Source organism: Polaromonas sp. P1_G1, assembly GCF_056405595.1.
The window spans coordinates 1-21626 of record NZ_JBFUBU010000027.1; the positions used below are offsets into that span (position 1 = coordinate 1).

Annotated in this window: 24 protein-coding genes; 15 read left to right on the forward strand and 9 right to left on the reverse strand. The window is 64.5% G+C overall.

Annotated elements, in window-relative coordinates; genetic code table 11:
- The 9 genes from hflK to AC1D1Y_RS14730 all read left to right on the forward strand — a co-directional run.
- On the forward strand, window positions 1–1305 hold a 1305-nt coding region (hflK, locus tag AC1D1Y_RS14690), incomplete at its 5' end, for an FtsH protease activity modulator HflK (protein ID WP_477682969.1).
- An 11-nt stretch (window positions 1306–1316) separates the two neighbouring features.
- Complete coding sequence (gene hflC / locus AC1D1Y_RS14695; RefSeq protein ID WP_477682970.1) at window positions 1317–2216, forward strand: protease modulator HflC; 900 nt, start codon at window positions 1317–1319, stop codon at window positions 2214–2216.
- Window positions 2217–2222: 6 nt separating this feature from the next.
- On the forward strand, window positions 2223–2411 hold the full coding sequence (locus AC1D1Y_RS14700) for a DUF2065 domain-containing protein (protein WP_477675313.1): 189 nt from the start codon (window positions 2223–2225) through the stop codon (window positions 2409–2411).
- Window positions 2412–2528: 117 nt separating this feature from the next.
- The gene (locus tag AC1D1Y_RS14705; protein WP_477682971.1) at window positions 2529–3719 is read left to right on the forward strand and encodes an ATP phosphoribosyltransferase regulatory subunit; all 1191 of its coding nucleotides are present in this window, start codon (window positions 2529–2531) and stop codon (window positions 3717–3719) included.
- Between the two features lie 54 nt (window positions 3720–3773).
- The gene (locus AC1D1Y_RS14710) at window positions 3774–5117 is read left to right on the forward strand and encodes an adenylosuccinate synthase (protein WP_477652079.1); all 1344 of its coding nucleotides are present in this window, start codon (window positions 3774–3776) and stop codon (window positions 5115–5117) included.
- A gap of 84 nt (window positions 5118–5201) precedes the next feature.
- The gene (locus AC1D1Y_RS14715; protein WP_436154379.1) at window positions 5202–5726 is read left to right on the forward strand and encodes a phosphoribosyltransferase; all 525 of its coding nucleotides are present in this window, start codon (window positions 5202–5204) and stop codon (window positions 5724–5726) included.
- 120 nt (window positions 5727–5846) lie between these two features.
- Complete coding sequence (locus AC1D1Y_RS14720) at window positions 5847–6383, forward strand: hypothetical protein (protein ID WP_477682972.1); 537 nt, start codon at window positions 5847–5849, stop codon at window positions 6381–6383.
- Between the two features lie 139 nt (window positions 6384–6522).
- Entirely contained in the window at window positions 6523–7713 is a 1191-nt protein-coding gene (locus AC1D1Y_RS14725) for a PLP-dependent transferase (RefSeq protein WP_477682973.1), read from the forward strand.
- A gap of 81 nt (window positions 7714–7794) precedes the next feature.
- Window positions 7795–7980: a hypothetical protein gene (locus tag AC1D1Y_RS14730; RefSeq protein WP_477652077.1), complete on the forward strand. Its 186-nt coding sequence runs from the start codon at window positions 7795–7797 to the stop codon at window positions 7978–7980.
- Between the two features lie 129 nt (window positions 7981–8109).
- Here the strand turns inward: AC1D1Y_RS14730 and AC1D1Y_RS14735 are convergent, their stop codons facing one another.
- The 3 genes from AC1D1Y_RS14735 to AC1D1Y_RS14745 are packed head-to-tail and all read right to left on the reverse strand — an operon-like array spanning window position 8110 to window position 10960.
- Window positions 8110–9207 (reverse strand): SMP-30/gluconolactonase/LRE family protein, encoded by a 1098-nt coding sequence (locus AC1D1Y_RS14735; protein ID WP_477682974.1) that lies wholly within the window; start codon window positions 9205–9207, stop codon window positions 8110–8112.
- The gene (mnmH, locus tag AC1D1Y_RS14740; RefSeq protein ID WP_477682975.1) at window positions 9204–10271 is read right to left on the reverse strand and encodes a tRNA 2-selenouridine(34) synthase MnmH; all 1068 of its coding nucleotides are present in this window, start codon (window positions 10269–10271) and stop codon (window positions 9204–9206) included. Before mnmH ends, AC1D1Y_RS14735 begins: the two co-directional genes overlap by 4 nt.
- A complete protein-coding gene (locus tag AC1D1Y_RS14745) occupies window positions 10268–10960 on the reverse strand; it encodes an arylesterase (RefSeq protein ID WP_477682976.1) in 693 nt (230 codons plus the stop codon). Before AC1D1Y_RS14745 ends, mnmH begins: the two co-directional genes overlap by 4 nt.
- 58 nt (window positions 10961–11018) lie before the next feature.
- Here AC1D1Y_RS14745 and AC1D1Y_RS14750 point away from each other — a divergent pair, with 58 nt between their 5' ends.
- Window positions 11019–11738 carry an ABC transporter ATP-binding protein gene (locus tag AC1D1Y_RS14750; protein WP_477652243.1) on the forward strand — a complete coding sequence of 240 codons (720 nt, stop codon included), beginning with the start codon at window positions 11019–11021 and terminating at the stop codon, window positions 11736–11738.
- A gap of 14 nt (window positions 11739–11752) precedes the next feature.
- On the opposite strand, the gene AC1D1Y_RS14755 is transcribed toward AC1D1Y_RS14750, so the two are convergent.
- Window positions 11753–14053, reverse strand: a complete 2301-nt coding sequence (locus AC1D1Y_RS14755; protein ID WP_477682977.1) for a protein kinase domain-containing protein — start codon at window positions 14051–14053, stop codon at window positions 11753–11755.
- 40 nt (window positions 14054–14093) lie between these two features.
- On the reverse strand, window positions 14094–14972 hold the full coding sequence (locus tag AC1D1Y_RS14760) for a c-type heme family protein (RefSeq protein ID WP_477682978.1): 879 nt from the start codon (window positions 14970–14972) through the stop codon (window positions 14094–14096).
- A 187-nt stretch (window positions 14973–15159) separates the two neighbouring features.
- On the opposite strand from AC1D1Y_RS14760, the gene rlmB reads away from it, so the two are divergent.
- Complete coding sequence (gene rlmB, locus AC1D1Y_RS14765) at window positions 15160–15912, forward strand: 23S rRNA (guanosine(2251)-2'-O)-methyltransferase RlmB (RefSeq protein ID WP_436154387.1); 753 nt, start codon at window positions 15160–15162, stop codon at window positions 15910–15912.
- Window positions 15909–17051, forward strand: a complete 1143-nt coding sequence (locus AC1D1Y_RS14770) for an NAD(P)/FAD-dependent oxidoreductase (RefSeq protein ID WP_477682979.1) — start codon at window positions 15909–15911, stop codon at window positions 17049–17051. The genes rlmB and AC1D1Y_RS14770 overlap by 4 nt, the downstream gene beginning before the upstream one ends.
- A gap of 15 nt (window positions 17052–17066) precedes the next feature.
- On the opposite strand, the gene AC1D1Y_RS14775 is transcribed toward AC1D1Y_RS14770, so the two are convergent.
- The 4 genes from AC1D1Y_RS14775 to AC1D1Y_RS14790 all read right to left on the reverse strand — a co-directional run bounded on the left by AC1D1Y_RS14775 (window position 17067) and on the right by AC1D1Y_RS14790 (window position 19802).
- Window positions 17067–17660 carry a chromate transporter gene (locus AC1D1Y_RS14775; protein ID WP_477652069.1) on the reverse strand — a complete coding sequence of 198 codons (594 nt, stop codon included), beginning with the start codon at window positions 17658–17660 and terminating at the stop codon, window positions 17067–17069.
- Window positions 17657–18232, reverse strand: a complete 576-nt coding sequence (locus tag AC1D1Y_RS14780) for a chromate transporter (RefSeq protein WP_477682980.1) — start codon at window positions 18230–18232, stop codon at window positions 17657–17659. The genes AC1D1Y_RS14775 and AC1D1Y_RS14780 overlap by 4 nt, the downstream gene beginning before the upstream one ends.
- A 145-nt stretch (window positions 18233–18377) precedes the next feature.
- Window positions 18378–19361: a bifunctional helix-turn-helix transcriptional regulator/GNAT family N-acetyltransferase gene (locus tag AC1D1Y_RS14785; RefSeq protein WP_477682981.1), complete on the reverse strand. Its 984-nt coding sequence runs from the start codon at window positions 19359–19361 to the stop codon at window positions 18378–18380.
- A gap of 81 nt (window positions 19362–19442) precedes the next feature.
- Entirely contained in the window at window positions 19443–19802 is a 360-nt protein-coding gene (locus AC1D1Y_RS14790; RefSeq protein ID WP_477652066.1) for a cupin domain-containing protein, read from the reverse strand.
- Window positions 19803–19875: 73 nt separating this feature from the next.
- Here AC1D1Y_RS14790 and AC1D1Y_RS14795 point away from each other — a divergent pair, with 73 nt between their 5' ends.
- The 3 genes from AC1D1Y_RS14795 to AC1D1Y_RS14805 all read left to right on the forward strand — a co-directional run bounded on the left by AC1D1Y_RS14795 (window position 19876) and on the right by AC1D1Y_RS14805 (window position 21561).
- Entirely contained in the window at window positions 19876–20727 is an 852-nt protein-coding gene (locus tag AC1D1Y_RS14795; protein ID WP_477682982.1) for an AraC family transcriptional regulator, read from the forward strand.
- Window positions 20724–21050: a hypothetical protein gene (locus tag AC1D1Y_RS14800; RefSeq protein ID WP_477682983.1), complete on the forward strand. Its 327-nt coding sequence runs from the start codon at window positions 20724–20726 to the stop codon at window positions 21048–21050. Before AC1D1Y_RS14795 ends, AC1D1Y_RS14800 begins: the two co-directional genes overlap by 4 nt.
- Window positions 21051–21123: 73 nt before the next feature.
- Window positions 21124–21561 carry a hypothetical protein gene (locus AC1D1Y_RS14805; RefSeq protein ID WP_477682984.1) on the forward strand — a complete coding sequence of 146 codons (438 nt, stop codon included), beginning with the start codon at window positions 21124–21126 and terminating at the stop codon, window positions 21559–21561.
- Window positions 21562–21626 lie beyond the last annotated feature (65 nt).

Here is a 21626-nt window from a genome sequence, read left to right on the forward strand (position 1 = left end):
TCCGACGACAGCAAGCCCGAGGCACCCCGGGACGACAAGCAGCCGACCCGACCCGCCAACCGCCCGCAAGGGCAGGGCCCCAACCAGGGTCCCCCCGACCTTGATGAACTCTGGCGCGACTTCAACCGCAAGCTGGGCGGCCTTTTCGGCGGCGGCAAGAACAACCCCAATCGCGGCGGTTTCGGCCGTGGCAACGGCGGCGGAGGCGGTGGGAATAACGGCGGCTTCCAGCCCGACATGAAAAGCGCCGGCATCGGCGTCGGCCTGATTGCCAGCGTCGCCGCGCTGATCTGGCTGGGAACCGGTTTTTTCATCGTCCAGGAAGGCCAGCAGGCCGTCATTACCCAATTCGGCAAATACCACTCCACCGTGGGCGCGGGCTTCAACTGGCGCCTGCCTTATCCCGTCCAGCGCCATGAGGTGCTGGTGGTAACACAGTTGCGCTCAGTGGATATTGGTAAGGACACAATCATCAAGGCCACAGGGCTTCGGGATTCAGCGATGCTGACCGAGGACGAAAACATTATCGATGTCAAATTCACCGTGCAGTACCGCTTGAGGGACGCTCGGGCCTTCCTGTTTGAAAGCAAGGACCCGGTTGCCGCAGTGGTGCAGGCCGCCGAAACTGCAGTCCGCGAAGTCGTCGGAAAAATGCGTCTGGACGTGGCCCTCGGCGTTGAGCGCGAGGATATTGCTCCCCGCGTCCAGACTCTGACCCAGGCCATACTGGATCGATACAAAATAGGCGTGGAGATCGTGGCGATCAACATGCAGCAGGGCGGCGTACGCGCCCCCGATCAGGTTCAGGCCGCTTTTGATGATGTGAACAAGGCTGCCCAGGAGCGTGAGCGGGCCAAAAACGAAGCGCAGGCTTATGCCAATGAGGTAATTCCGCGAGCGGTGGGCTCTGCGTCCCGACTCAAGGAGGAGTCGGAGGCCTACAAGGCGCGAATTGTTGCGCAGGCCCAGGGCGATGCGCAGCGCTTTCGCCTGGTGCTCGCTGAATATCAGAAGGCGCCGCAGGTCACCCGAGACCGCTTGTACATCGATACCATGCAACAGGTCTACACCAACGTCACCAAGGTGCTGGTGGAGTCGCGCCAGGGTTCTAACCTCCTGTACTTGCCGCTTGACAAAATCATGCAGATGTCTACGCAGGGCGGCGCCGTTGCCGGGGCTGACGCGCCGCTTCTCCCGGGTAGCGCGACGGCTCCTGCGGCGATACCCTCACTGCCGGCCGGAAGTCTGCCTCTTGATGCCCGCTCGCGCGACGCCGCCCGCACCCGTGACCGTGAAACCCGCTAAGGAATATCAAAGTGAATAGAGTTGGTTTTTTTGCGGCCCTGCTGCTGGCAATCCTGGCCATGGCCAGTTCCATGCTGTTTGTTGTCGACCAGCGCCAGTTTGGTGTTGTCTATGCTTTTGGGAAGATCAAGGAAGTCATAACGGAGCCGGGCCTCAGCTTCAAATTGCCACCGCCATTTCAGGATGTTAAATATATCGACAAGCGTCTCTTGACACTGGAGAGCACCGACACTCGTGCGGTCTTGACGGCGGAAAAGCAGCCTGTTGTGATTGACTGGTATGTGCGTTGGCGGATCGTCAATCCCACTGAGTACATCCAGAACGTTGGCAGTGATGAAGCGATCGGTGCAAACCGCCTCAGCGGAATGGTACGCAGCGCCTTCAACCAGGAAATCAACAAGCGCACCGTCCGTGAGTTGCTGTCTACCCAGCGGGAGGCGTTGATGTTAGGCGTCAAGACCGAGGTGCTTGAAAAGGTCAAGGCTGCCACGTGGGGCATCGACGTTTTGGACGTCCGCATTACCCGCGTAGATTACACCGAAGCGATCACCGAATCGGTTTACCGTCGCATGGAAGCCGAGCGCAAACGGGTCGCCAATGAGCTGCGCTCCACCGGTTTGGCCGAAGGCGAAAAAATTCGCGCCGACGCCGACCGCCAGCGCGAAGTGACCGTCGCCAATGCCTACCGCGACGCGCAGAAAGTCAAAGGCGAGGGCGATGCCGAAGCCGCTCGTACTTACGCAGAATCGTTCGGCCGCGACCCGCAGTTCGCCCAGTTCTACCGCAGCCTCGATGCCTACAAAGCCAGCTTCAGCAAGAAAAGCGACGTGATGGTGCTCGATCCTTCGTCCGACTTCTTCAAGGCGATGCGCGGCCCGGGCTCCGGCAGCGCCGCACCGGCCAAAAAATAAGCCGGCGTGGACGGCAACACCTTCTGGCTGGCACTGGCCTTGATGCTGGTCATCGAGGGCCTGTTGCCTTTCATCTCTCCCGGCGGCTGGCGCCGCATGTTCGAGCAAATCCTCACCCTGGGCAATGGCCAGATCCGCTTCTTTGGGCTGTGCAGCATCGCGGCGGGTTTGGTCCTGCTGGCCGTGCTGGCCTGAATTCCGCCTCACAGCCGCACCACTATTTCGTCCCGGGGGCCTTATCCGCCTCCGGCAAGCCGAAAACCGGCTTCAAGCCCGGTAAAATGCTGTTTTTAACAGCCCACGAAAATTACAATGCCCGCCTGGTCGTCATCATGGCAATTGCCCGATCAAATTGCCGATGTCCTGCCCTCCGAGGCGCGCCACATCGAAGAGCTGCGCCGCCTGTTCCTGGACACCGCCCGCAGCTACGGCTATGAACTGGTCATGCCGCCGCTGCTCGAGCACCTCGAGTCGCTGCTGACCGGCACCGGCGAAGCGCTGGACCTGCAGACTTTCAAGCTGGTCGACCAGCTTTCCGGCCGCACCCTGGGCCTGCGCGCCGACACCACCCCCCAGGTCGCCCGCATCGACGCCCACCTTCTCAATCGCAGCGGCGTGGCCCGCCTCTGCTATTGCGGCCCGGTGCTGCACACCCGCACAGACCGCCCCCACGCGACCCGCGAGCCGCTGCAGTTCGGCGCTGAGATCTACGGCCATGCCGGGCTGGAAGCCGACTTGGAAGCCCAGCAGCTGGCGCTTGAGGGCCTCAAAGCGGCCGGCGTGACCGCATTGAGCGTCGACATGGCCGACGTGCGCATCGTCAACAGCCTGCTGGCCGGCGCCACCGTCAACGGCAAGACCCTCGCGCTCATCCACACCGCGCTGGCAGCCAAGGATGCGAGCGAGCTCGACAGCCTCACTGCCAGCCCGAGCAGCGGCATTTCCGCCGAAGCGCGCGCCGGCCTCAAGGCACTGCTGCAGCTCTACGGCGATGAGAAAGTCCTGGCCGAAGCCGAAAAAGCCTTGCCACCCTCGACTGGCCTCAAGGCGGCGCTGCAAAACCTCAAATGGCTGGCCGCCCACACCGGCGGCGAAAAGGGCGAGGTCAAGGTCAGTTTCGACCTGGCCGACTTGCGCGGCTACGCCTATTACAGCGGCACGCGCTTTGCCATTTACGGGCAGGGCGCCGAACTGGCGCGCGGCGGCCGTTATGACGAGGTCGGCGCCGTGTTCGGCCGCAACCGTCCGGCGGCCGGCTTCAGTCTGGACTTGAAGGAGCTCGTCAGCGTGCTGCCGCCCCGGCCCCTGAAGGCCGCCATACGCGCGCCCTGGAGCGAAGACGCCGGCTTGCGCGCAGCCATCGCCCGGCTGCGCGCCGGTGGCGAAACCGTGGCCTGCGTGCTGCCCGGCCATGAACATGAAGTCAATGAATTCGATTGCGACCGCGAACTGGCCCAGGCTGCCGGTCAATGGGTGGTCCAGCCCCTGAAGAAAGCCGCGTGAGGGCCATGTGCCCCCGTCCGGCTTGATCCCAACACACCTTAACGAGAATTGAAGATGACAAACAAACAAACCGCAGACGCGGGCCGCAATGTCGTGGTCGTGGGCACCCAGTGGGGCGACGAAGGCAAGGGCAAGCTGGTCGACTGGCTCACCGAGATGTCTCAGGGCGTGGTGCGCTTCCAGGGCGGCCACAACGCCGGCCACACGCTGGTCATCAACGGCGTCAAAACGGCGCTGCACCTGATCCCCAGCGGCATCATGCGTCCCGGCGTGAAGTGCTACATCGGCAACGGCGTGGTGCTGTCGGCCGCCAAGCTGTTTGAGGAAATCGAAGGCCTGGAGAAAGCCGGCGTCGAGGTGCGTTCGCGCCTGCGCATCAGCGAAGCCTGCCCGCTGATCCTGCCTTTCCACGCCGCGCTCGACATCGCGCGCGAAGCCTACCGCGAAAAGGGCGGCACCACCAAGATCGGCACCACCGGCCGCGGCATAGGCCCGGCCTATGAAGACAAGATCGCCCGCCGCGCGCTGCGCGTGCAGGACCTCAAATACCCCGACCGCTTCGCCGCCAAGCTGCGCGACCTGCTGGAGCTGCACAACTTCGTGCTGACGGGCTACCTGCATGCCCCGGCCATCGACTTCGACACCGTCTACGCCGAAGCCATGCGCCACGCCGAACTGCTCAAGCCCATGATGGCCGACGTCTCGCGTGAACTCAACGACGCCCATAGCGACGGCGCCAACCTGCTGTTCGAAGGCGCGCAGGGCACCTTGCTCGACGTCGACCACGGTACCTACCCCTACGTCACCTCCAGCAACTGCGTGGCCGGGAATGCCGCCGCCGGCGCCGGTGTGGGCCCGGGCATGCTGCACTACATCCTGGGCATCACCAAGGCCTATTGCACGCGTGTGGGCGGCGGGCCGTTCCCGACCGAACTCGACTGGGAAAAGCCCGGTACCGTGGGCTACCACCTGAGCACCGTGGGCGCCGAAAAAGGCGTGACCACCGGGCGCAGCCGCCGTTGCGGCTGGTTTGACGCCGCGCTGCTCAAGCGCTCGGCCCAGGTCAACGGCCTGTCGGGCCTGTGCATCACCAAGCTCGACGTGCTCGACGGCATCGACGAACTCAAGCTGTGCACCGGCTACGAACTCGACGGCCATATCACCGACATCCTGCCCATGGGCGCCGAAGAGATCGAGCGCTGCAAGCCGATCTACGAAACCATGCCCGGCTGGAGCCAGAGCACGGTCGGCGTCACCGAGTACGACAAGCTGCCCGCGGCCGCGCAGAAATACCTGCACCGCATCGAGGAAGTGACCGGCGTGCCCATCGACATGATCTCCACCAGCCCGGACCGCGACCACACCATCCTGCTGCGCAACCCTTACGCCGCCGCTTGACCGGATACCCGCCACAGCTTTAGCCAAACAGCCTGCCGCCCCCTGAAACGGGCGCAGGCAGCGAATACATCAGGAGCGCCACCCATGTTGACAGAAGACGGCAAGCATCTCTATGTGAGCTATGACGAATACCACAACCTGATTGAGAAACTGGCCATCAAGATCCACCAGTCCGGCTGGCAGTTCGACACCATCCTGTGCCTGGCCCGCGGCGGCATGCGCCCCGGCGACATCCTGTCGCGCATCTTCGACAAGCCGCTGGCCATCATGTCCACCAGCTCCTACCGCGCCGATGCCGGCATGACGCAGGGCAACCTCGACATCGCCCGCTTCATCACCACGCCCAAGGGCGAGATCGCCGGCAAGGTGCTGCTGGTCGACGACCTGGCCGATTCTGGCCACACGCTCAACGCCGTGATCCACCAGCTCAAGAACAACTACAAACCCATCACCGAACTGCGCAGCGCCGTCATCTGGACCAAGGGCGTGTCCAGCTTCCAGCCCGACTATTCGGTCGAACTGCTGCCCACCAATCCCTGGATTCACCAGCCGTTCGAAGGCTATGACTCGCTGTCACCCGCGCAGCTGATGGCGAAGTGGAAGATCTAGCGGCGTCGGATACGTCGGTTTGACACTGGTCAGCGCCGCATGATGCAAAGTCCGCCGGTCTTGCCGTCCGCTGACGGACCGCAAAACTGGAGAGCGCTTCGAACCCAGGAGGCTGCTGGTTTGGCTGCCTGGATCTTCATGATTTTGGTGATCCCGCTGATGATTGGCAGTGGCGGGTTCTTCGCGTTCCTGGGCCTTGGGGCACGTGAGGCCTGGCTGTCATGGCTTCTCCTTGGCACCGGCACCTTCATGATGGTCGGCACCCTATGGTGCATGCTGTGGAATTCCCAGCATGGCGGTTTCAACTTTGACGTCAACCAAAAGACAAAGCGTATTCGCAAGTGGAAAACGTCTCTCTTTCTCGGGAGAAGTTTCGACGAATACGATTTCGATGAATTCCGTGCGGTTCGGTCGGTACAAACATTCGGGGACGACGACATTCACTGGGTGGTGGTCGAGCTGCTTTTCAAAGCAGGGAAACCAGCCCTTGAAGTAGCACGCTTCGGTGCCATAGGACGTGGTGCATCCTTCTGGCAGAGATGCGCCAACACACTGCGTGGTTTGCGCACCGAGAGTCCAGGAGGTGCAGCCTTGCGCCAGGAGCTGGTGAAGTTGATGGACATCACGGACGCAGGCTATTTCGACAAGAAACGATGAGGTGTTTGCCGATGCCGCCCGGATGGCTGTTTTCGGCTTGTCACGTCACGCGGATCCGAAAATCCATGCGTCCTGAATAGCTAAATGCCCCTCAACGATGGCATTGAGCAAGACCGGAAAACTGCCGTAATATCGCTGCATGAGCGATTCTCCATCCGACATTTCCACCACCCTGATCCACCACCCCTACAAGCCGCCCGCCGGCTTTGACGCGATTCCGCCCGGGGTCTACAAGGCTTCCACCATTGCCTTTCCCACCGTCGCCGCGCTGCGCAGCCGCGACTGGAAGCACAAGACCGGCTACACCTACGGCCTGCACGGCACGCCCACCACCTTCACGCTGGAAGAGCGCATTGCCACCCTGGAAGGCGGAAAGTACTGCACGCTGGTGCCCAGCGGCCTGGCGGCCGTGGTGCTGGTCGGCATGGCGCTGCTCAAGGCCGGTGACGAGCTGCTGATTCCCGACAACGCCTACGGGCCCAACAAGAGCTTTGCGCAGGGCGAGCTGGCCGCCTGGGGCATCACCCATCGCTTTTACGACGCGATGAACCCCGCCGACCTGGCCGCCAAGCTGGGCCCGAAAACCCGGCTGGTGTGGATAGAGGCACCGGGCTCCATCACGCTCGAATTCCCCGACATGCCCGCACTGGTCGCGGCCGTCAAGGCGCACAAGAATGCGCATCCCGCAGGCATCGTGACCGCGCTCGACAACACCTGGGGCGCCGGCCTGGCTTTCAACGCTTTTGATCTCGGCCTGGACATCTCGGTCCAGGCGCTGACCAAATACCCCAGCGGCGGCGCCGATGTGCTGATGGGCTCCGTCGTCACGCGCGACGAGGCGCTGCACCACCTGGTCCACTTTTGCCACATGCGTGTCGGTTACGGCATAGGCGGCAACGATGCCGAACTGGTGCTGCGAGGCCTCCACAGCATGGCCTTGCGCTACGCCGCCCAGGACGCCGCCACGCGGGAACTGGCCGGCTGGCTGGCCGGCCGCCCCCAGATCGCCACCGTATTGCACCCGGCCCTGCCCGGATCGCCCGGCCATGAGGTCTGGAAGCGCGACTGCAGCGGTGCCGCCTGCCTCATGAGCGCCGTCTTCAAACCCGAGTTCACCCAGGCACAGGTGGACCGTTTTTGTGACAGCCTGAAACTTTTCAAACTAGGTTACAGCTGGGCTGGCCCCATGAGCTTGTGCGCGCCGTACGACATCCCGGCGCTGCGTACCACGCCCTGGCCCTATAAAGGCGGCCTGGTGCGCTTTTCGGTAGGCCTGGAAGCCGTCGCCGACCTGCGGGCCGACATTGCGCAGGCCCTGGAAAAAGCCTGATCCAAAAGCGGGGCAAACGACTGGTATCCGGCGGCGGCAATGCAGTACAGTAAGGCTTACTTATTCAGATGAAAGCACGCAGTGGCAACTCCCAACTATTCCTACGAAAAGCGCCAGAAAGAGCTTGCGAAAAAACGCAAAAAAGAAGAAAAGCTCAAGCGCAAGGCCGAGGGTAAGCCGGATGATGTGGCCGACGATGGAAACGATGCGCCGCCCAATGACGGCGATGCGCCGGCTGGCGTGCCACCCGCTGACCCCGCGCCCTGAACCTTCAAACTTCCAGTGAAGGTTGAGCGCAAACGGTTATCAGCTCGTACCCCTTCAAAAACCCGGAACACCCAGCGTGTTGCCGGGTTTTTTGTTGATGGCCGGTACTTGGCCGGACGGTACACCAGCCTATTTAGGTAACCAGCCCAGCTCCCTGGCATGCAGGCTTTGTACATACAGCCTGTCCGCCGTCTCCGTCACGGCGGTTGTTTCGGGGTAGGCACCTGTCGGGTCCTGCAGGTCGGCCACCACTTTTCCTTCTTCCGTGAATGCCACCACGTGGCCATAGGCCTTGGGAATAGGCCACAAGGCGCGTGGCAGGCGCAGTATGAGCTTGCGCATGAAAGGCTTGCGGGCCAGGCCGTCAATCGTCGGGTTGCGCGGCTTGACGAGTCCCACCCATACCTTGCCGTCCAGGCCGCGCATCAGGTTGTCGGGGTAGCCCGGCAGATTGTCAAAAAGCGGCCGGAGGCCGCTGCCGGCCTGGCCGATGTCCTGTTCCTGCGCATCCACCGGCAGTTTCCAGATGCGGTATTTGCCGGTTTCGGCCACAAACAGCGAGCGCTCGTCCTGGCTCAAGGCCACGCCGTTGGCAAAGCTCAGACCCTTGGCTACGATGCGCGTGGCTTGGGTTGCCGGGTCGTACTCAATGACCCGGCCTGTGGCGGACTGCTCCAGGATGTCGAGAATGCTGGCTTCGAAAGTGCCGCCCCATTGCCGGGCCCCAAAGCGGGTGGATGCGTCGCTGAAGTACACCTTGCCGTTGCGCGCTACCACCACCGCGTTGGCATACAGAATCGGACTGCCGCCGGCTTTGTCCGCCAGCACGGTCACTTTCCTGTCCGGCGAAATCGACAGCAAGCCTCTGAATGCGTCGGCGGCGATGAGATTGCCGGCCGCGTCGAAGTCAAAGCCCAGCACGCGGCCGCCGGTGTTGGCCACCACCTCCTGGCCACTGCCATCGGGATTCATCCGCAGGATGGCGCCGCTGGCCACCGTGGCGTAGAGTTTTCCATCCCGGGCCACCACCAGGTGCTCGGGACCTTCTTCGGCCCCCAGCGGGATGGTTTTCAGGGTGGCGAGTTTGTTGTTGGCGGCGAAAGGGCCGGTGTAGCCGGGTGCCGCGGGCGCTTCCCAGCTTTGCGGCGCGACGGGCACCGGCCACAGGCACAGGTAGGCGGCCAGCCCGGCCAGGGCGATGCCGATGGCGGCAAGGGTTTTTTTCATGGTGTTTTCTCCCCCGCAAGAATGGATAGCGCCAGCCCCGCCAGGGTCTGCCTCGATCGGTCGGCCGCGCTGAGCACAGTGGCTTTCGGGTACTGGCTGAAGTTGCGCTCCATGGATCGCGCATAGCCCGGGTCGTAGTGAAGGGTGAGCAGCTCGCGGACCACTGAGGCCACGTCGCCGCCTTGGGCGCGTGCCTGCCAGTCCTGCACCACGGCCTTGCCGCGGGCCTCTGTCAAGGCGCCGAGGCGTTCGCAGAAGTGCGCGATGTCCTTGACGAAGAAGGCATAGTCTTCGAGCAGCAGCGCCACGCGCTCGTCATCCGCAAGCTCGATCTGCAGGCAGGGGCTGGCCCGCATGGCGGCGATCAGGCCGTCGGGCACCGCCACGTTGCCGACCTTTTTACTTTCGCTTTCAACGTAGACCGGCCTGGCCGGGTCGAAGCCGCGCAAGGCGGACCAAATGCCGCTGTCAAAGGCTTTCTGGCTGGGCTGCTGAACGCCGGGAATCGCGCCCAGCACAGAACTGCGGTGGTTGGCCAGCGCTTCCAGGTCCAGCACCTGCGCGCCCTGTTCTGACAAGGCCTGTAGCAACCGCGTCTTGCCTGAGCCCGTGGGGCCGCAAACGACACGGTACTGCAGGCGCGCGGCCAGCTGCGGCAGGTCGGCCAGCAGCGCCGCCCGGAAGGCCTTGTAGCCACCGTCCACCAGTGTGACCCTGAAGCCGATCTGGTCCAGCACCAGCGCCAGCGAGCCGCTGCGCTTGCCGCCGCGCCAGCAATAAAGCAGGGGCTGCCATTCACGTGGTTTGTCGAGCACGTCACGCTGTATGTGTTCGGCGATGTTTTTCGCCACCAGCGCCGCCCCCAGTTTTTTGGCCTCGAACTGGCTGATCTGCTTGTATTTGGTGCCGACGATCTTTCGCTCTTCGTCGTGCAGGCTGGGCCAGTTCAGCGCGCCGGGCAGGTGGTCTTCGGCGTATTCCCCCTCGCTGCGGGCATCGATGATGTCGGAGTAGCGGCCCAGCGCGGCCAGCGCCTCTTCGGCGGAAATGCGTTCAAGCGTCACTTGATCAGTTTCTTGAGTTCGGGCCACACATTGGCCAGCATGCGGGCCTGTGATTGCTCGTTGGGGTGGATGCGGTCGGCCTGGAAGTTGGCCACCGGGTCGGCGGCATCGGCGACACCCTTGAGGAAAAACGGCACCAGCGCGACTTTTTCGGCCTTGGCGATCTTGGTGAACAACCCGGAAAAGGTCGCCGCGTAGGCGCTGCCGTAGTTGGGTGGCACCTGCATGCCGACCAGCAGCACGCGCGCGCCGGCCTTTTTGGCGGCTTGCGTCATCGCGCTGAGATTTTGCTCGGTCATGTCCAGCGGCAGGCCGCGTAGGGCGTCGTTGCCGCCCAGCTCTATCACCACCACGGCGGGCTTGTGCTGCGACAGCAGGGCCGGCAGGCGGGAGCGGCCGCCCGAGGTGGTGTCGCCGCTGATGCTGGCGTTGACGACCCGGGCATTCTTTTTCTCTTCGGCCAGCTGCTTTTCCAGCAGCGGCACCCAGCCCGTTCCGCGCTTGAGGCCGTATTCGGCGCTCAGGGAGTCGCCGACGACTAGCACGGTAGTGGCCTGGGCGGCGGAGGCGGGCGCCTGCGCGTGGGCGGCCGGCACTGCGCCCAGCAAGGCGGCCGCGAGCAGCGCGGCCAAAGGTTTTACCAGGCGCCTGGCCGTTTGGCCGGCAAGCTTGGTAAAGTCGGATTTCATATTTTCTGACAAGGCTGACATGTTTGAACCCGCGGTGAGTGGCGTGAATGATGCTTCCATGGCCTCCACAGCGCCCGGCGTTTCCGGTGCGGCTGCAAAGCCTGCAACAGCTTCAATTATTTCCGTGGAGCACGTTTTCAAGTCGGTCACCGACTCCACCGGCACTTTGGCCATTTTGCGCGATATTGACTTCGCGCTCGCCGCGCGCGAAACCGCCGCCATTGTCGGCGCCTCGGGCTCGGGCAAAAGCACCTTGCTGTCCATCATCGCGGGGCTGGACACGCCCACCGAGGGCACGGTCAGGCTGGCCGGGCAGGACCTGTTCGCCCTGGGCGAAGACGACCGCGCGGCCTTGCGCGCCCAGAAGGTCGGTTTTGTGTTCCAGAGCTTCCAGCTCATGGGCAACCTGAGCGCGCTGGAGAACGTCATGCTGCCGCTGGAGCTGTCGGGCACCCGGAACGCCCGCTCGCAGGCCACCGAGATGCTCAAGCGGGTCGGCCTGGGGGAGCGGCTGGGCCACTATCCCAAAGTGCTGTCGGGCGGCGAGCAGCAGCGCGTAGCGCTGGCGCGGGCCTTCGTGGTGCAGCCGGCGGTGCTGCTGGCCGACGAGCCCACCGGCAGCCTGGATTTCGCCACCGGCGAGACCGTCATGTCGCTGATGTTCGAGCTCAATCGTGAACTCGGGACCACGCTGGTGCTGGTGACCCACGACCAAGGCATCGCCGCGCGCTGCGAGCGGCGCATCACCATAGACGCGGGCCGGGTCGTTTCGGCCTGAACTTGCCCGGGGCTTCAGCGCCCCGAGTGCAGCTTTTGCGCCGCGGCCAGGAACTTCGCCCTGTCGTCGGGCTTGTCGATCAGCTGCGCCAGGGCCTTGGCCAACGCGCCCAGGCTGGTGTGGCGCGCCGATTCCTTGCGCACCAGTGTCTTGGCCAGCGGGCCGATGTAAAGGCTCAGCATGCGCTCGAGCTGGGCCTGCAGTTCCGCGCTGAAATGCTGCAGGTTGATGGAAGTCGAGGTCGCCGACGGCGATGACGGGCCTGTGGGGCGGCTCATGTCCTGGGACCGCAGGCCGGACACCGGCATGGAATGCAGGCGGCTGGGCGTACCGGTGGTGGCACCTATGGCGCTTGTGGCGCCGGTGCGCGGACCCGAGGCCCCATGCATGCCCGAATGCACGGGCATGCTGGCATTGCGCGGCCGCGCAAAGGCCTCGCGCGCCGTGGCGTCGGGGATGGAGACGGCCAGCAGGTCGCGCAAGCCCTGGGCGCTCACCGTGCGCGGCACCGCCTTCTTGACCAGCACCCGGGCCAGCGGGCCGATCAGCTTGGCCAGCTCGGCCTCGATGTCGTGCACCATTTCCGGCGTGAGCGAGGCCAGCGCGGCGAACGAGGCCGTGTGCTCGAACTCCAGGTTGCGCGATGCCGCGGCTGCCGCGGGTGCGGCATTCGGGTCCAGCACCGCATAGATCTCGTGCGAGCGCAGGTGCTTGTCCATGTGCGGGCCGAGGTAGTCGAAATGACCGGCCGCGCTGTCGGTGATGCGCGAGATCACGTCGTAATAGGCCCGCGAGACCACCACCTGGTTGGGCCTGGCGAAGTCCATGATGCGCTGGGCCACGTTGATGCCGTCGCCCACCACGTTGACCCGGTTGTTGATGTCGAACACCATGCGGATGGGCCCCAGGTGCAGGCCCACGCGCAGGGACAGCTTGCGGCCGTACTTCTGCGCCAGCAGGTCGCGTAGCAGCAGGGCCGACTGCAGCGCCTCCTCGGGGTCGCCGAGGAAACAGATCGCCGCGCCGTCGCCGGTGTCTATCATGATGCGCGACGACTCCTTCACGCCGCCTATGGCCTTGGTGATCAGCTCGTTGAACAGCGCCTTGACCACCACCTGCTGGTCCACCGAATAGGTGGAGTAGGACACCAGGTCCAGGAACATGATGGTGCCCAGCACGTTCTTGCGCAGGTTCTCGGCGCTGTTGAGCGGGATGGACTGTGTATTGGCGGCGTAGGCGAGCAGGGCGTTGTCGGGCGGCGCGGCGGTGGTCGTCCTGCTTTCGGCGGGTGCCGGCGCGGGTGCGGGTGGGGGAGGCGGGGCCGCAGGTGTGGGGGGCGCCAGTACGCTGGCCGCGCGCAGCGTCTGCGTCTTCACGAAGTCCGAGCTCAGCAACGCCTGGCGCAGCGCAGCCACGTCCTGCGGCCGCTGGTTTTCGTTGGGCGTCATCGCCCAGTCGATGGCGCGCAGCAGCGGCGCGCCGAAGACCACCGCGCTGGCGGTGTCGGCGGCCTTGGGCATGCTGTCCTCGCGCACGCGCGAAGCCGATTCCATGGGCTTGTGGCCGGTCGTCATCCAGTACATCACCGCGCCCAGCGAATAGACGTCCGTCCACGGCCCTTGGTGGCCTTTGCTGTGGTACTGCTCGAACGGCGCGAAGCCCGGGCTCACGATGTTGGTCATGTCCTGGTTGCCGGTGACGCGGCGCGCCGCGCCGAAGTCCAGCAGCACCGGCGTGCCGTCTGCGCGGATGTAGATGTTGTCCGGCTTGATGTCGCGGTGCAGGAAGTTCACCTTGTGCACGGCCTCCAGGCCGTCCATCAGCGGGTAGATGATCTTCAGCAGGCCTTGCTGGTCCAGCGCGGGTTGCTTGGCCAGCCAGCGCTTGAGCGGGTCGCCCGACTCGTACTCCATCACGATGTAGGCCGTGCCGTTTTCCTTGAAGTAGCGCAGCACCCGCACGATGTTGGGATGGCGAAACGACGCCAGCGCGCGCGCCTCGTCGAGGAAGCGCTCCAGGCCCCACTGGAACTGCCCCTTGTTTTCGCTGGACCGCACGCTGACCGACAGGTCGGCCGCGCGCACGGCCAGCTCGCCCGGAAAGTATTCCTTGATGGCCACCGGTAACTGCAGGTTGATGTCCTGCGCCAGGTAGGTGATGCCGAAACCGCCGCCGCCCAGCATTTTGTCGATGCGGTACTCAAAGACCGTCTGCCCCGGCATCAGCGCGGCCGCGTCGCCGTCGCCAACGACAGCCGGAGCGGCGCCGTCGGGGCGCACGGGCTGGGTACGGGTCTTGTCTTCGGGGTCGGTCATGCGTGCGCGGTCGTCGTGGGGTCGTGAAGTTCGATGCGTCTCAGTCGCCGCGGTCTATCATCTGTATGGCTTTTTCCAGGCTGCGGCGCATGCGGTTGAAAGAGCTGCCCAGCACGGCCACTTCGTCCTTGCCGCCGTCCGCGAACTCGGGCACCTCGAAGTCGCCGGTGCTGACCTTGTCGGCCGCCTGCGACATGCGGCGTATCGGCCGCACGATGAGCCAGCTTAGCATCAGGTTGAGCACCACGAACACCACCACAAACACCGCCGCCAGCGAGGCCATGAAGGTCTTGAAAGTGCGCTCGGCATTGCGGATGGGGATCTCCATGGGCACCGTCACTACCTGCGCGCCAATGATTTCATTGTGTTTCCAGCCGAAGCCGTTGGCCTCGCCGTAGATCTTGATCATGCTGGCCGGTGCGGCCGCCGGTACGCTGTGGCACTGCAGGCAGGCCGCGTTGGTGATCTGGATCGGCTTGGCGATGTAGAGCAGCCGGCCCGTGGCCGCCGCGCGCTCCGAAATGAGTTCTTTCGAATCGGAATTCTGGCGGAACTGCTGGACGATGTCGGCTTCCCAGTCGGTGGCGCGGTCGCGCGGGTTGGTCGGGTTCAACGTCGCTTCCTTGTAGCCGTAGTCGCGGTACTTCTTCTGGATGTGGCCCAGGGTTTCGGTGGCCGCATAGGCCGGCACGGTCTGGGGCAGGAAGACCTCTTCGAGCTGCTTGTCCAGGTGCGGCTTGATCTGCTCCACCGTGTAGGCGCGCACCGAGAGGGCGGTGTCCATCATGAGCCGTGCGTTGCGCAGGACTTCCTCGCGGGCATTTTCCTGCAGCAACTGGCGCGACATGAACCCGGCGGCGCCGAAGCCGGCCAGGAACACCACGATCAACACCAGGTTGAATTTAAGCCTCAATCCCATAACGACCTCACTTGTGTATGTTTTTGTCGCGAAGCATCGTCAGCCTGCTCCGGCCAACAAATTGTTACTATTTTAGTCTTACCCAGCACGCATTGTGACCGCCGGTCGGTCCTGGCGCACCGGTAGTAATGCCAATGAGGGGTGAAGAGTCCGGGCCGCCCAGACTCCTGGCAGTGATAATCCCCGCATGTCATCCACCCCCAAAGTCCTTTTTGGCTTCCATGCCGTCGGCGTTCGCATCAAAACCGCCCCCAAGTCCGTCCTGGAGGTGTTTTTTGACGTTTCGCGTCGCGACGCGCGCATGCGCCAGTTCACCGACCGGGCCCGCGAGGCCGGCATACGGCTGATCGAATCCGACGGCCTGCGCCTGGCCAAGATGTGCGGCAGCCACGGCCACCAGGGCGTGGTGGCCCGGGTCGACGCACTGGCCCAGGTCAAGTCCCTTGACGAGCTGCTCGAGCAGCTCGAAGAAGCCGGCACGGCCCAGCCGCTGCTGCTGGTGCTGGACGGCGTGACCGACCCGCACAACCTGGGCGCCTGCCTGCGCGTGGCCGACGGCGCCGGCGCCCATGCGGTGATCGCCCCCAAGGACCATGCGGCCGGCATCAACGCCACCGTCGCCAAGGTCGCCAGCGGCGCCGCCGAAACCATGCCTTATTTCATGGTCACCAATCTGGCCCGCACCCTGGGTGAGCTCAAGGAACGCAACATCTGGTGCATAGGCACCAGCGACGATGCCGAAAAAACCATTTACGACGTGGACTTGAAAGGCCCGGTCGCCCTGGTGCTCGGTGCCGAAGGCGAGGGCATGCGCCAGCTCACGCGCAAGACCTGCGACGAACTCGTCAGCATCCCCATGCGCGGTGCGGTGGAAAGCCTCAACGTGTCCGTGGCCAGCGGCGTCTGCCTCTATGAAGCCTTGCGCCAACGCGGCGCATGACGCTGCTGCGCTTCGACCTGGTCGTCGTAGGCGCCAGTTTTGCCGGGCTGGCCTGCGCGCGCGCCGCGGCCCGCGCGGGCCTGCGGGTCGCCGTGGTTGAAAAGAAGTCTTCCTCGGGGGACAAGCTGCACACCACCGGCATCATCGTCAAGGACGCCATAGACACCATCCCCTGGCTGCAGCAGGTGCCCGCGGCGCTGGTGCGGCAGGTGGACGGCGTGCGGCTGTATTCACCCAACCTGCGCCACGTGGACCTGCATGCGCCAGGTTATTACTTCTGGGCGACCGACACGCCGGCATTGCTGGACTGGATGTGCGCCTCCGTCCAGGCTGATGGTGTCACGCTGCTGGCGGGCACGCTGTTTGAGCAGGCCGCGCGGGACAGCGGCGGCTGGGCCGTATCGGTCAAGTCGGTCGCCTCGCAGGAGCCGGCCGTGCTGCAGGCCGGCTACCTGGTCGGCGCCGACGGCCCGCATTCACGCGTTGCCAAGGCTTTGGACCTGTCGCTCAACACCCAGTTCCTGTTCGGCATCGAGCAGGAGTACAGCCAGGCCAGGCTGGACGCCAACCTGCTGCACTGCTTCATAGACCGCAAGCTCGCGCCCGGCTACATCGGCTGGGCTGTCGCCGGCGTCGGCATCCAGCAGATCGGCCTGGCCCGGCGGATGCGGCCTTCGGGCGTGCCGCCCAAGCAGGCCTGGATGGCCTCTTTCACGGCCAAGATCGCGTCGCACGTCGATGTCGGCGATGCCGCGCCCCTGGCGACGCGCGCCGGCATGATTCCCTGCGGTGGGGTGTTGAAGCGTGTGTCCGATGCGCGCGTCATGCTGGTCGGCGACGCCGCCGGCATGGTCTCGCCCGTGACGGCCGGCGGCATCCATACGGCGCTGGAGCATGGCGATGCGGTGGGCGGCGCCGTGGCTGCGTTCTTGCAAAGCGGGGCGGTCGACGGCGGCGACCCGGCCGATCCGATGCACGGACTGGTGCGGAGTTACCCGAAATTTCGCGCCAAGCGCACGCTGCGCTGGCTGTTCGATAATTTCCAGGCCGACTGGATTTTCAACATGGCCCTGGACACCGAACCCATGCGGCAGGCCGCGCGCATGGTGTACTTTCACCGGCGCGGCAAGCCACAGTAGCGTTCCGGCAGCGGCTTAGACCAGCCCGTACCAGCCCAGCAGCGCGCCCGCGCCCAGCAGCCACAGCAAATGGATGCGGGTGCGCCAGACGATGACGGCCGAGGCGGCGGTCAGCAGCCATACCGGCCAGTCTTTCAGCGAACTGCCGTTGGCGGCGGCCAGGATCCAGCTGGTGGCGATCAGCAAGGCCACCACGATGGGGGCCATGCCCTGCTTGAAGGCGCGCACCGCCCGCAGTTCGCGATTGCGGTGGCCCCATTGCGCCGCCGTATAGGTCAGCGTGGTGCTCGGAATCAAAATGCCCAGCAGCGACAGGAACACGCCCAGCAGCCCGGTCAGCATGCCTCCGGCGTTCAGGCCCACGTTCCAGCCCATCAAGGCGATGAACAGCACGTTAGGCCCCGGCGCCGACTGCGCGATGGCGATGGAGGCGTTGAACTGCGCGTCGGTCAGCCAGTGCTGCTTGTCGACCAGGAAGCGGTGCATGTCGGGCGCGGTGCTGATAGCCCCGCCCACCGACAGCAGCGACAGCGAGAGGTAGTGCAGGAACAGGTCGAACCATTCCCGCGCGCCGAAAACCAGGTGCAGCGTTGGCAATTGTTCGTTCATGGCTTGAGCCCGCGGTAGGCCAGCACGCAGGCCGTGAAGCCCAGGCTCAGCAGCACATAAGCCAGCGGAATGCGCAGCAGCGCAATGGACACAAAACACAGCAGGCCCAGGCCCGCGCACAGCCGCAGGCCCAGCACGTTCTTCTTGAGCGCGCCAAAAAGCTTGAGGCCGGTCGCCCCGATCAGCCCGGCCGCCACCGCCGCCATGCCGCGCAGCGCGCCCGCCACGCCTGGGTGGCCGGCGAACTGGGCATACAGCACCGCCAGCAGCAGCACCAGCACCAGCGGCAGCGTCAGCATGCCGGCCAGCGCCACCATCGCGCCCTTGAGGCCGAAATAGCGCCCGCCCACCATCAAGGAAAGGTTCACCACATTGGGGCCCGGCATGATTTGCGCCACCGCCCAGTCTTCGATGAACTCCTCACGCGTCATCCAGCGTTTTTTCTCCACCAGCTCACGTTGCACGACAGCGAGGACGCCGCCGAAACCCTGCAGGGCCAGCAGGGTGAATGAAACAAAGAGGTCGGTGAGGGATTTGGGTTGCGGGCGCTCTTCCGCGGGCAGGGGGCTCATGCGCCCATTATCGCCGCGCGCACCGCATGCCCCGGCCGCCCCGCGAGAAGCCGAGGTGCTTCATCCGCTATTAAAACAATAGCTCGCTCTTCGTTATTCACGAGGGCCAACGCTCAAAGCCTTGGAAACTTCCAGCCCTGTACACCTAAAGCTTTAGCGCCCAGGTTTCGCCAACCAATTCATGACCAAAACCCTGATACGGCTCACTTTTGACCAGTTCAAAGCCGCGCCTGGCATAAATCGCGCGCGCCGCCGTCAGGCAGCTGTTGGTCCACAGCACCATTTTTCTGTAGCCCTTGGCGCGTGCGAACGCGATGCATTCGTCCGACAGGCGCCCGCCAAGACCCAGTCCGCGCGCCCCAGGCGTGAGGATCAGCATGCGCAGCTGCGCCACCGTGGCCGACTTGCGCACCACGAACACGGCACCGACGCGCTCGCCGTCGAGTTCGGCGATCCAGCATTTCTCGCAGTCGGGCCGGTGGTGCTTGAGGTACTTGCCCGCGATGTCGGCCACCAGCGCCTCGAACTCGCTGTTCCAGCCGTATTCGCGCGCGTAGATCTCGCCGTGCTGCTGCACCACCCAGCCCATGTCGCCCGGCTGCGGGTCACGCAAGACGACGGTGCGCGTCGCCGCGGCCTCGTCGGGCCCGGCCAGCAGACGCTGCACCGTGGTCATCGCGCCCACCACCTTGTGCTGGTCTTCCGGTGGCAGCGCCGCCAGCAGGGCGGCCGCCTCGTCGCGCGACTGCTGCTGCAGCGGTGCGAACGCCGTGTGCCCGGCCTCCGTCAGCTTGAGCAGGCTCTGCCGCGCGTCGGCCGGCGAAGGCACGCGCGCCAGCCAGCCCTTGCCTTCAAAGCGCCGCAGGATGCGGCTCAGGTAGCCGGCGTCCAGCGACAGGTCGCGCCCCAGCTCGGTGGCCGTCGGCTGGTCGCGGTGGGCAAGTTCGTAGAGCACCCGCACCTCCGTCAGCGAGAACTCGCTGCCCAGGTAAGGGTCGAGCACGCCGATGCGCTGGGTGTAGAAGCGGTTGAAACCGCGGATCGCCTTGATGTGGGCGGTGCTGGCGGCTGGCGCGGAAGGCGCCGGAATGAGGGGAGTGGGGAGGGTAGGGGAGTTTGACGAGGCCATGCGGCTATCGTCAAGCAATTAATTGACAAAGTCAAGTAATTGGATTTCCCCTGCCTCTCCGCCAGGTTTGGGCTGCCTGCCTCAGATCACCCGCCGCGGCGCCGCCGTCGCCGCATCACCGCTGTTGGGCGCGCCGGTCGGCTCTATCAGCAGCAAGTGCGCTTCCTGAACCGCGCGCGGCCGGTGCCGCACGCCGCGCGGCACCACATGGAGCTGGCCGGGCTTGAGCATCACGGTGGGCCGGCCTTCGATGTCGATGTGCAGCTCGCCCTTGAGCACCAGGAAGAAGTCGTCGCTGTCGGGGTGCGAATGCCAGCTGTACTCACCTTGCACCTTGACCACCATCACGTCGTGGCCGTTGAACTCGCTCACGGTGCGCGGCTGCCAGTGGCCTTCAAAGCTCGCGAGCTTGGCCTGCAGGTCTATGGCGTCTGTTTTCATGAAAACTCCTCTTGCGTGTATGAAAGAGGAGAGTCTGCTTGTCCGTGCCCGCCGCGTCTTGTACGATTGTTTCATGCACCATGCCCAGGAAACCACCGCCAAAGACTGGGCAAACTTTTGCCCAGGCGCCCTGGCCGGCGTGACGCAGATGAAGGCCCACTTCACCGAGCACAGCTTCGAGCGCCACAGCCATGAAACCTACTCCATAGGCGTCACCGCCTCCGGCGTGCAGACTTTTCATTGCGGCGGCACGCTGCACGCCAGCCTGCGCGGCGACGTCATCCTTTTCAATCCCGACGAGCCGCACGACGGCCAGCGCGGCACACAGGAGGGTTTTGGCTACAGCATGCTGTACGTGGCGCCGCAGGTGGTCGACGAATGCCGCGACAAGGAGGCAGGTCTCGACATGGCCGCCTACTTCCGCCAGCCGGTGGTGCGCGACGCAGCCATGGGGCGCGCGTTGGCACTGGCCATAGGCGTGGCCGGGCAGGCCCAGGAATCGCTGCGCGCCGAGGAGCTCACGCGTGATGTGCTGGTGCGGCTGCTGCAGCGCTACGGTGAACGGCGCAGCGCCGGCGACGACAGCAAGGCCGCCGGCGCCGCCCGCATGGCCCGCATCCGCGATTATTTGCGCAGCCACTACGGCGAGGACATCACCGTGGACGCGCTGGCGCGCGAAGCCGGCCTCTCGCGCGTGCACCTGACCCGCGCCTTCGCCCGGCAATTCGGCGTGCCGCCGCACATCTACCTCAATGCCGTGCGCCTGGAACGCGCCCAGTCCGCCATGCTGGCCGGGCAGGGCCTGGCCGAGGTCGCAGCCGCCTGCGGCTTTGCCGATCAGAGCCACTTCAGCCGGCGCTTCAAGGGCAGTGTGGGTCTGGCGCCTGGGGCCTGGTTGCGGCAGATGAAGGCGGGATGCCAATGAAGTCCTTGCCAGCGCCTCAATATCTCCTGTTCGCCGGTAAAGTCGCTACCGCAACACTTGCTGGTGCAGCAGCATTGGCCGTGTCCTTGCTTGCGGCTTTTTATGCCGTGGTTCTCTGCGGTCGCCTTGTTGATGATCGCGCGATCAGTGTGGTTTTCGGCCTGGTCGCTTTGGCAATGCTGGCGGCGCTTGGCTATGGTTTTCGGAAATTGTCGTGGCCGCTGAGGGCCGTGGTGGGGGTGGCGTTGCTCGCCGGCAGCTTCCTGCTCCTGCCGCGTCCGGTATGCGCGGAGGCATCGCAAACCACCACGGATTGCCGATGACCATACAACCCAGTTCGGCTACCAGTACGCCATCGCGTGAATAGCCCGAATCATTCCCATGTTAGGAGACCATATGTCGATTGAACCCGTGCATGCGGTGATCGAGTTGGAACGCATTTTTCTGCCTTTGCTGCATGAGGCTGAGCGTGCGGTTGCTTCTGCGTATCCGCTGTTCAAGTTCAGCGTAGGATCTTCGTCGATCGGTAGCCTGACCGAGTACCAGGGCCATATTGCCTGGCTTGAGTGCATATTTCCGGACGCGGCGGATCATGAGGCTGACTCGGTGGCCATCATGATCGGCGTGAAACACCTCACCACGGAGCCGGAGTTATGCGAAGCATCGGTCGAATGGGGCAGTGGCCGGCACCCTGAAGTTGTGCTCGAGTTGCTTGAACATTCTGTCGCGCTCACAGAAGATGCATTGCGCGAAACAGCGATGCGTTTTCCTCAACTCACCGGCGGATTTCGCAATGCTCTTGAGGCATGGGTGGCACGGGACATTCATGTCTAATCTCTCATCTCGCCGATCACCACTGCGCCTGATATCACCGATTTTGCGATATGTCTCGCCCTGGA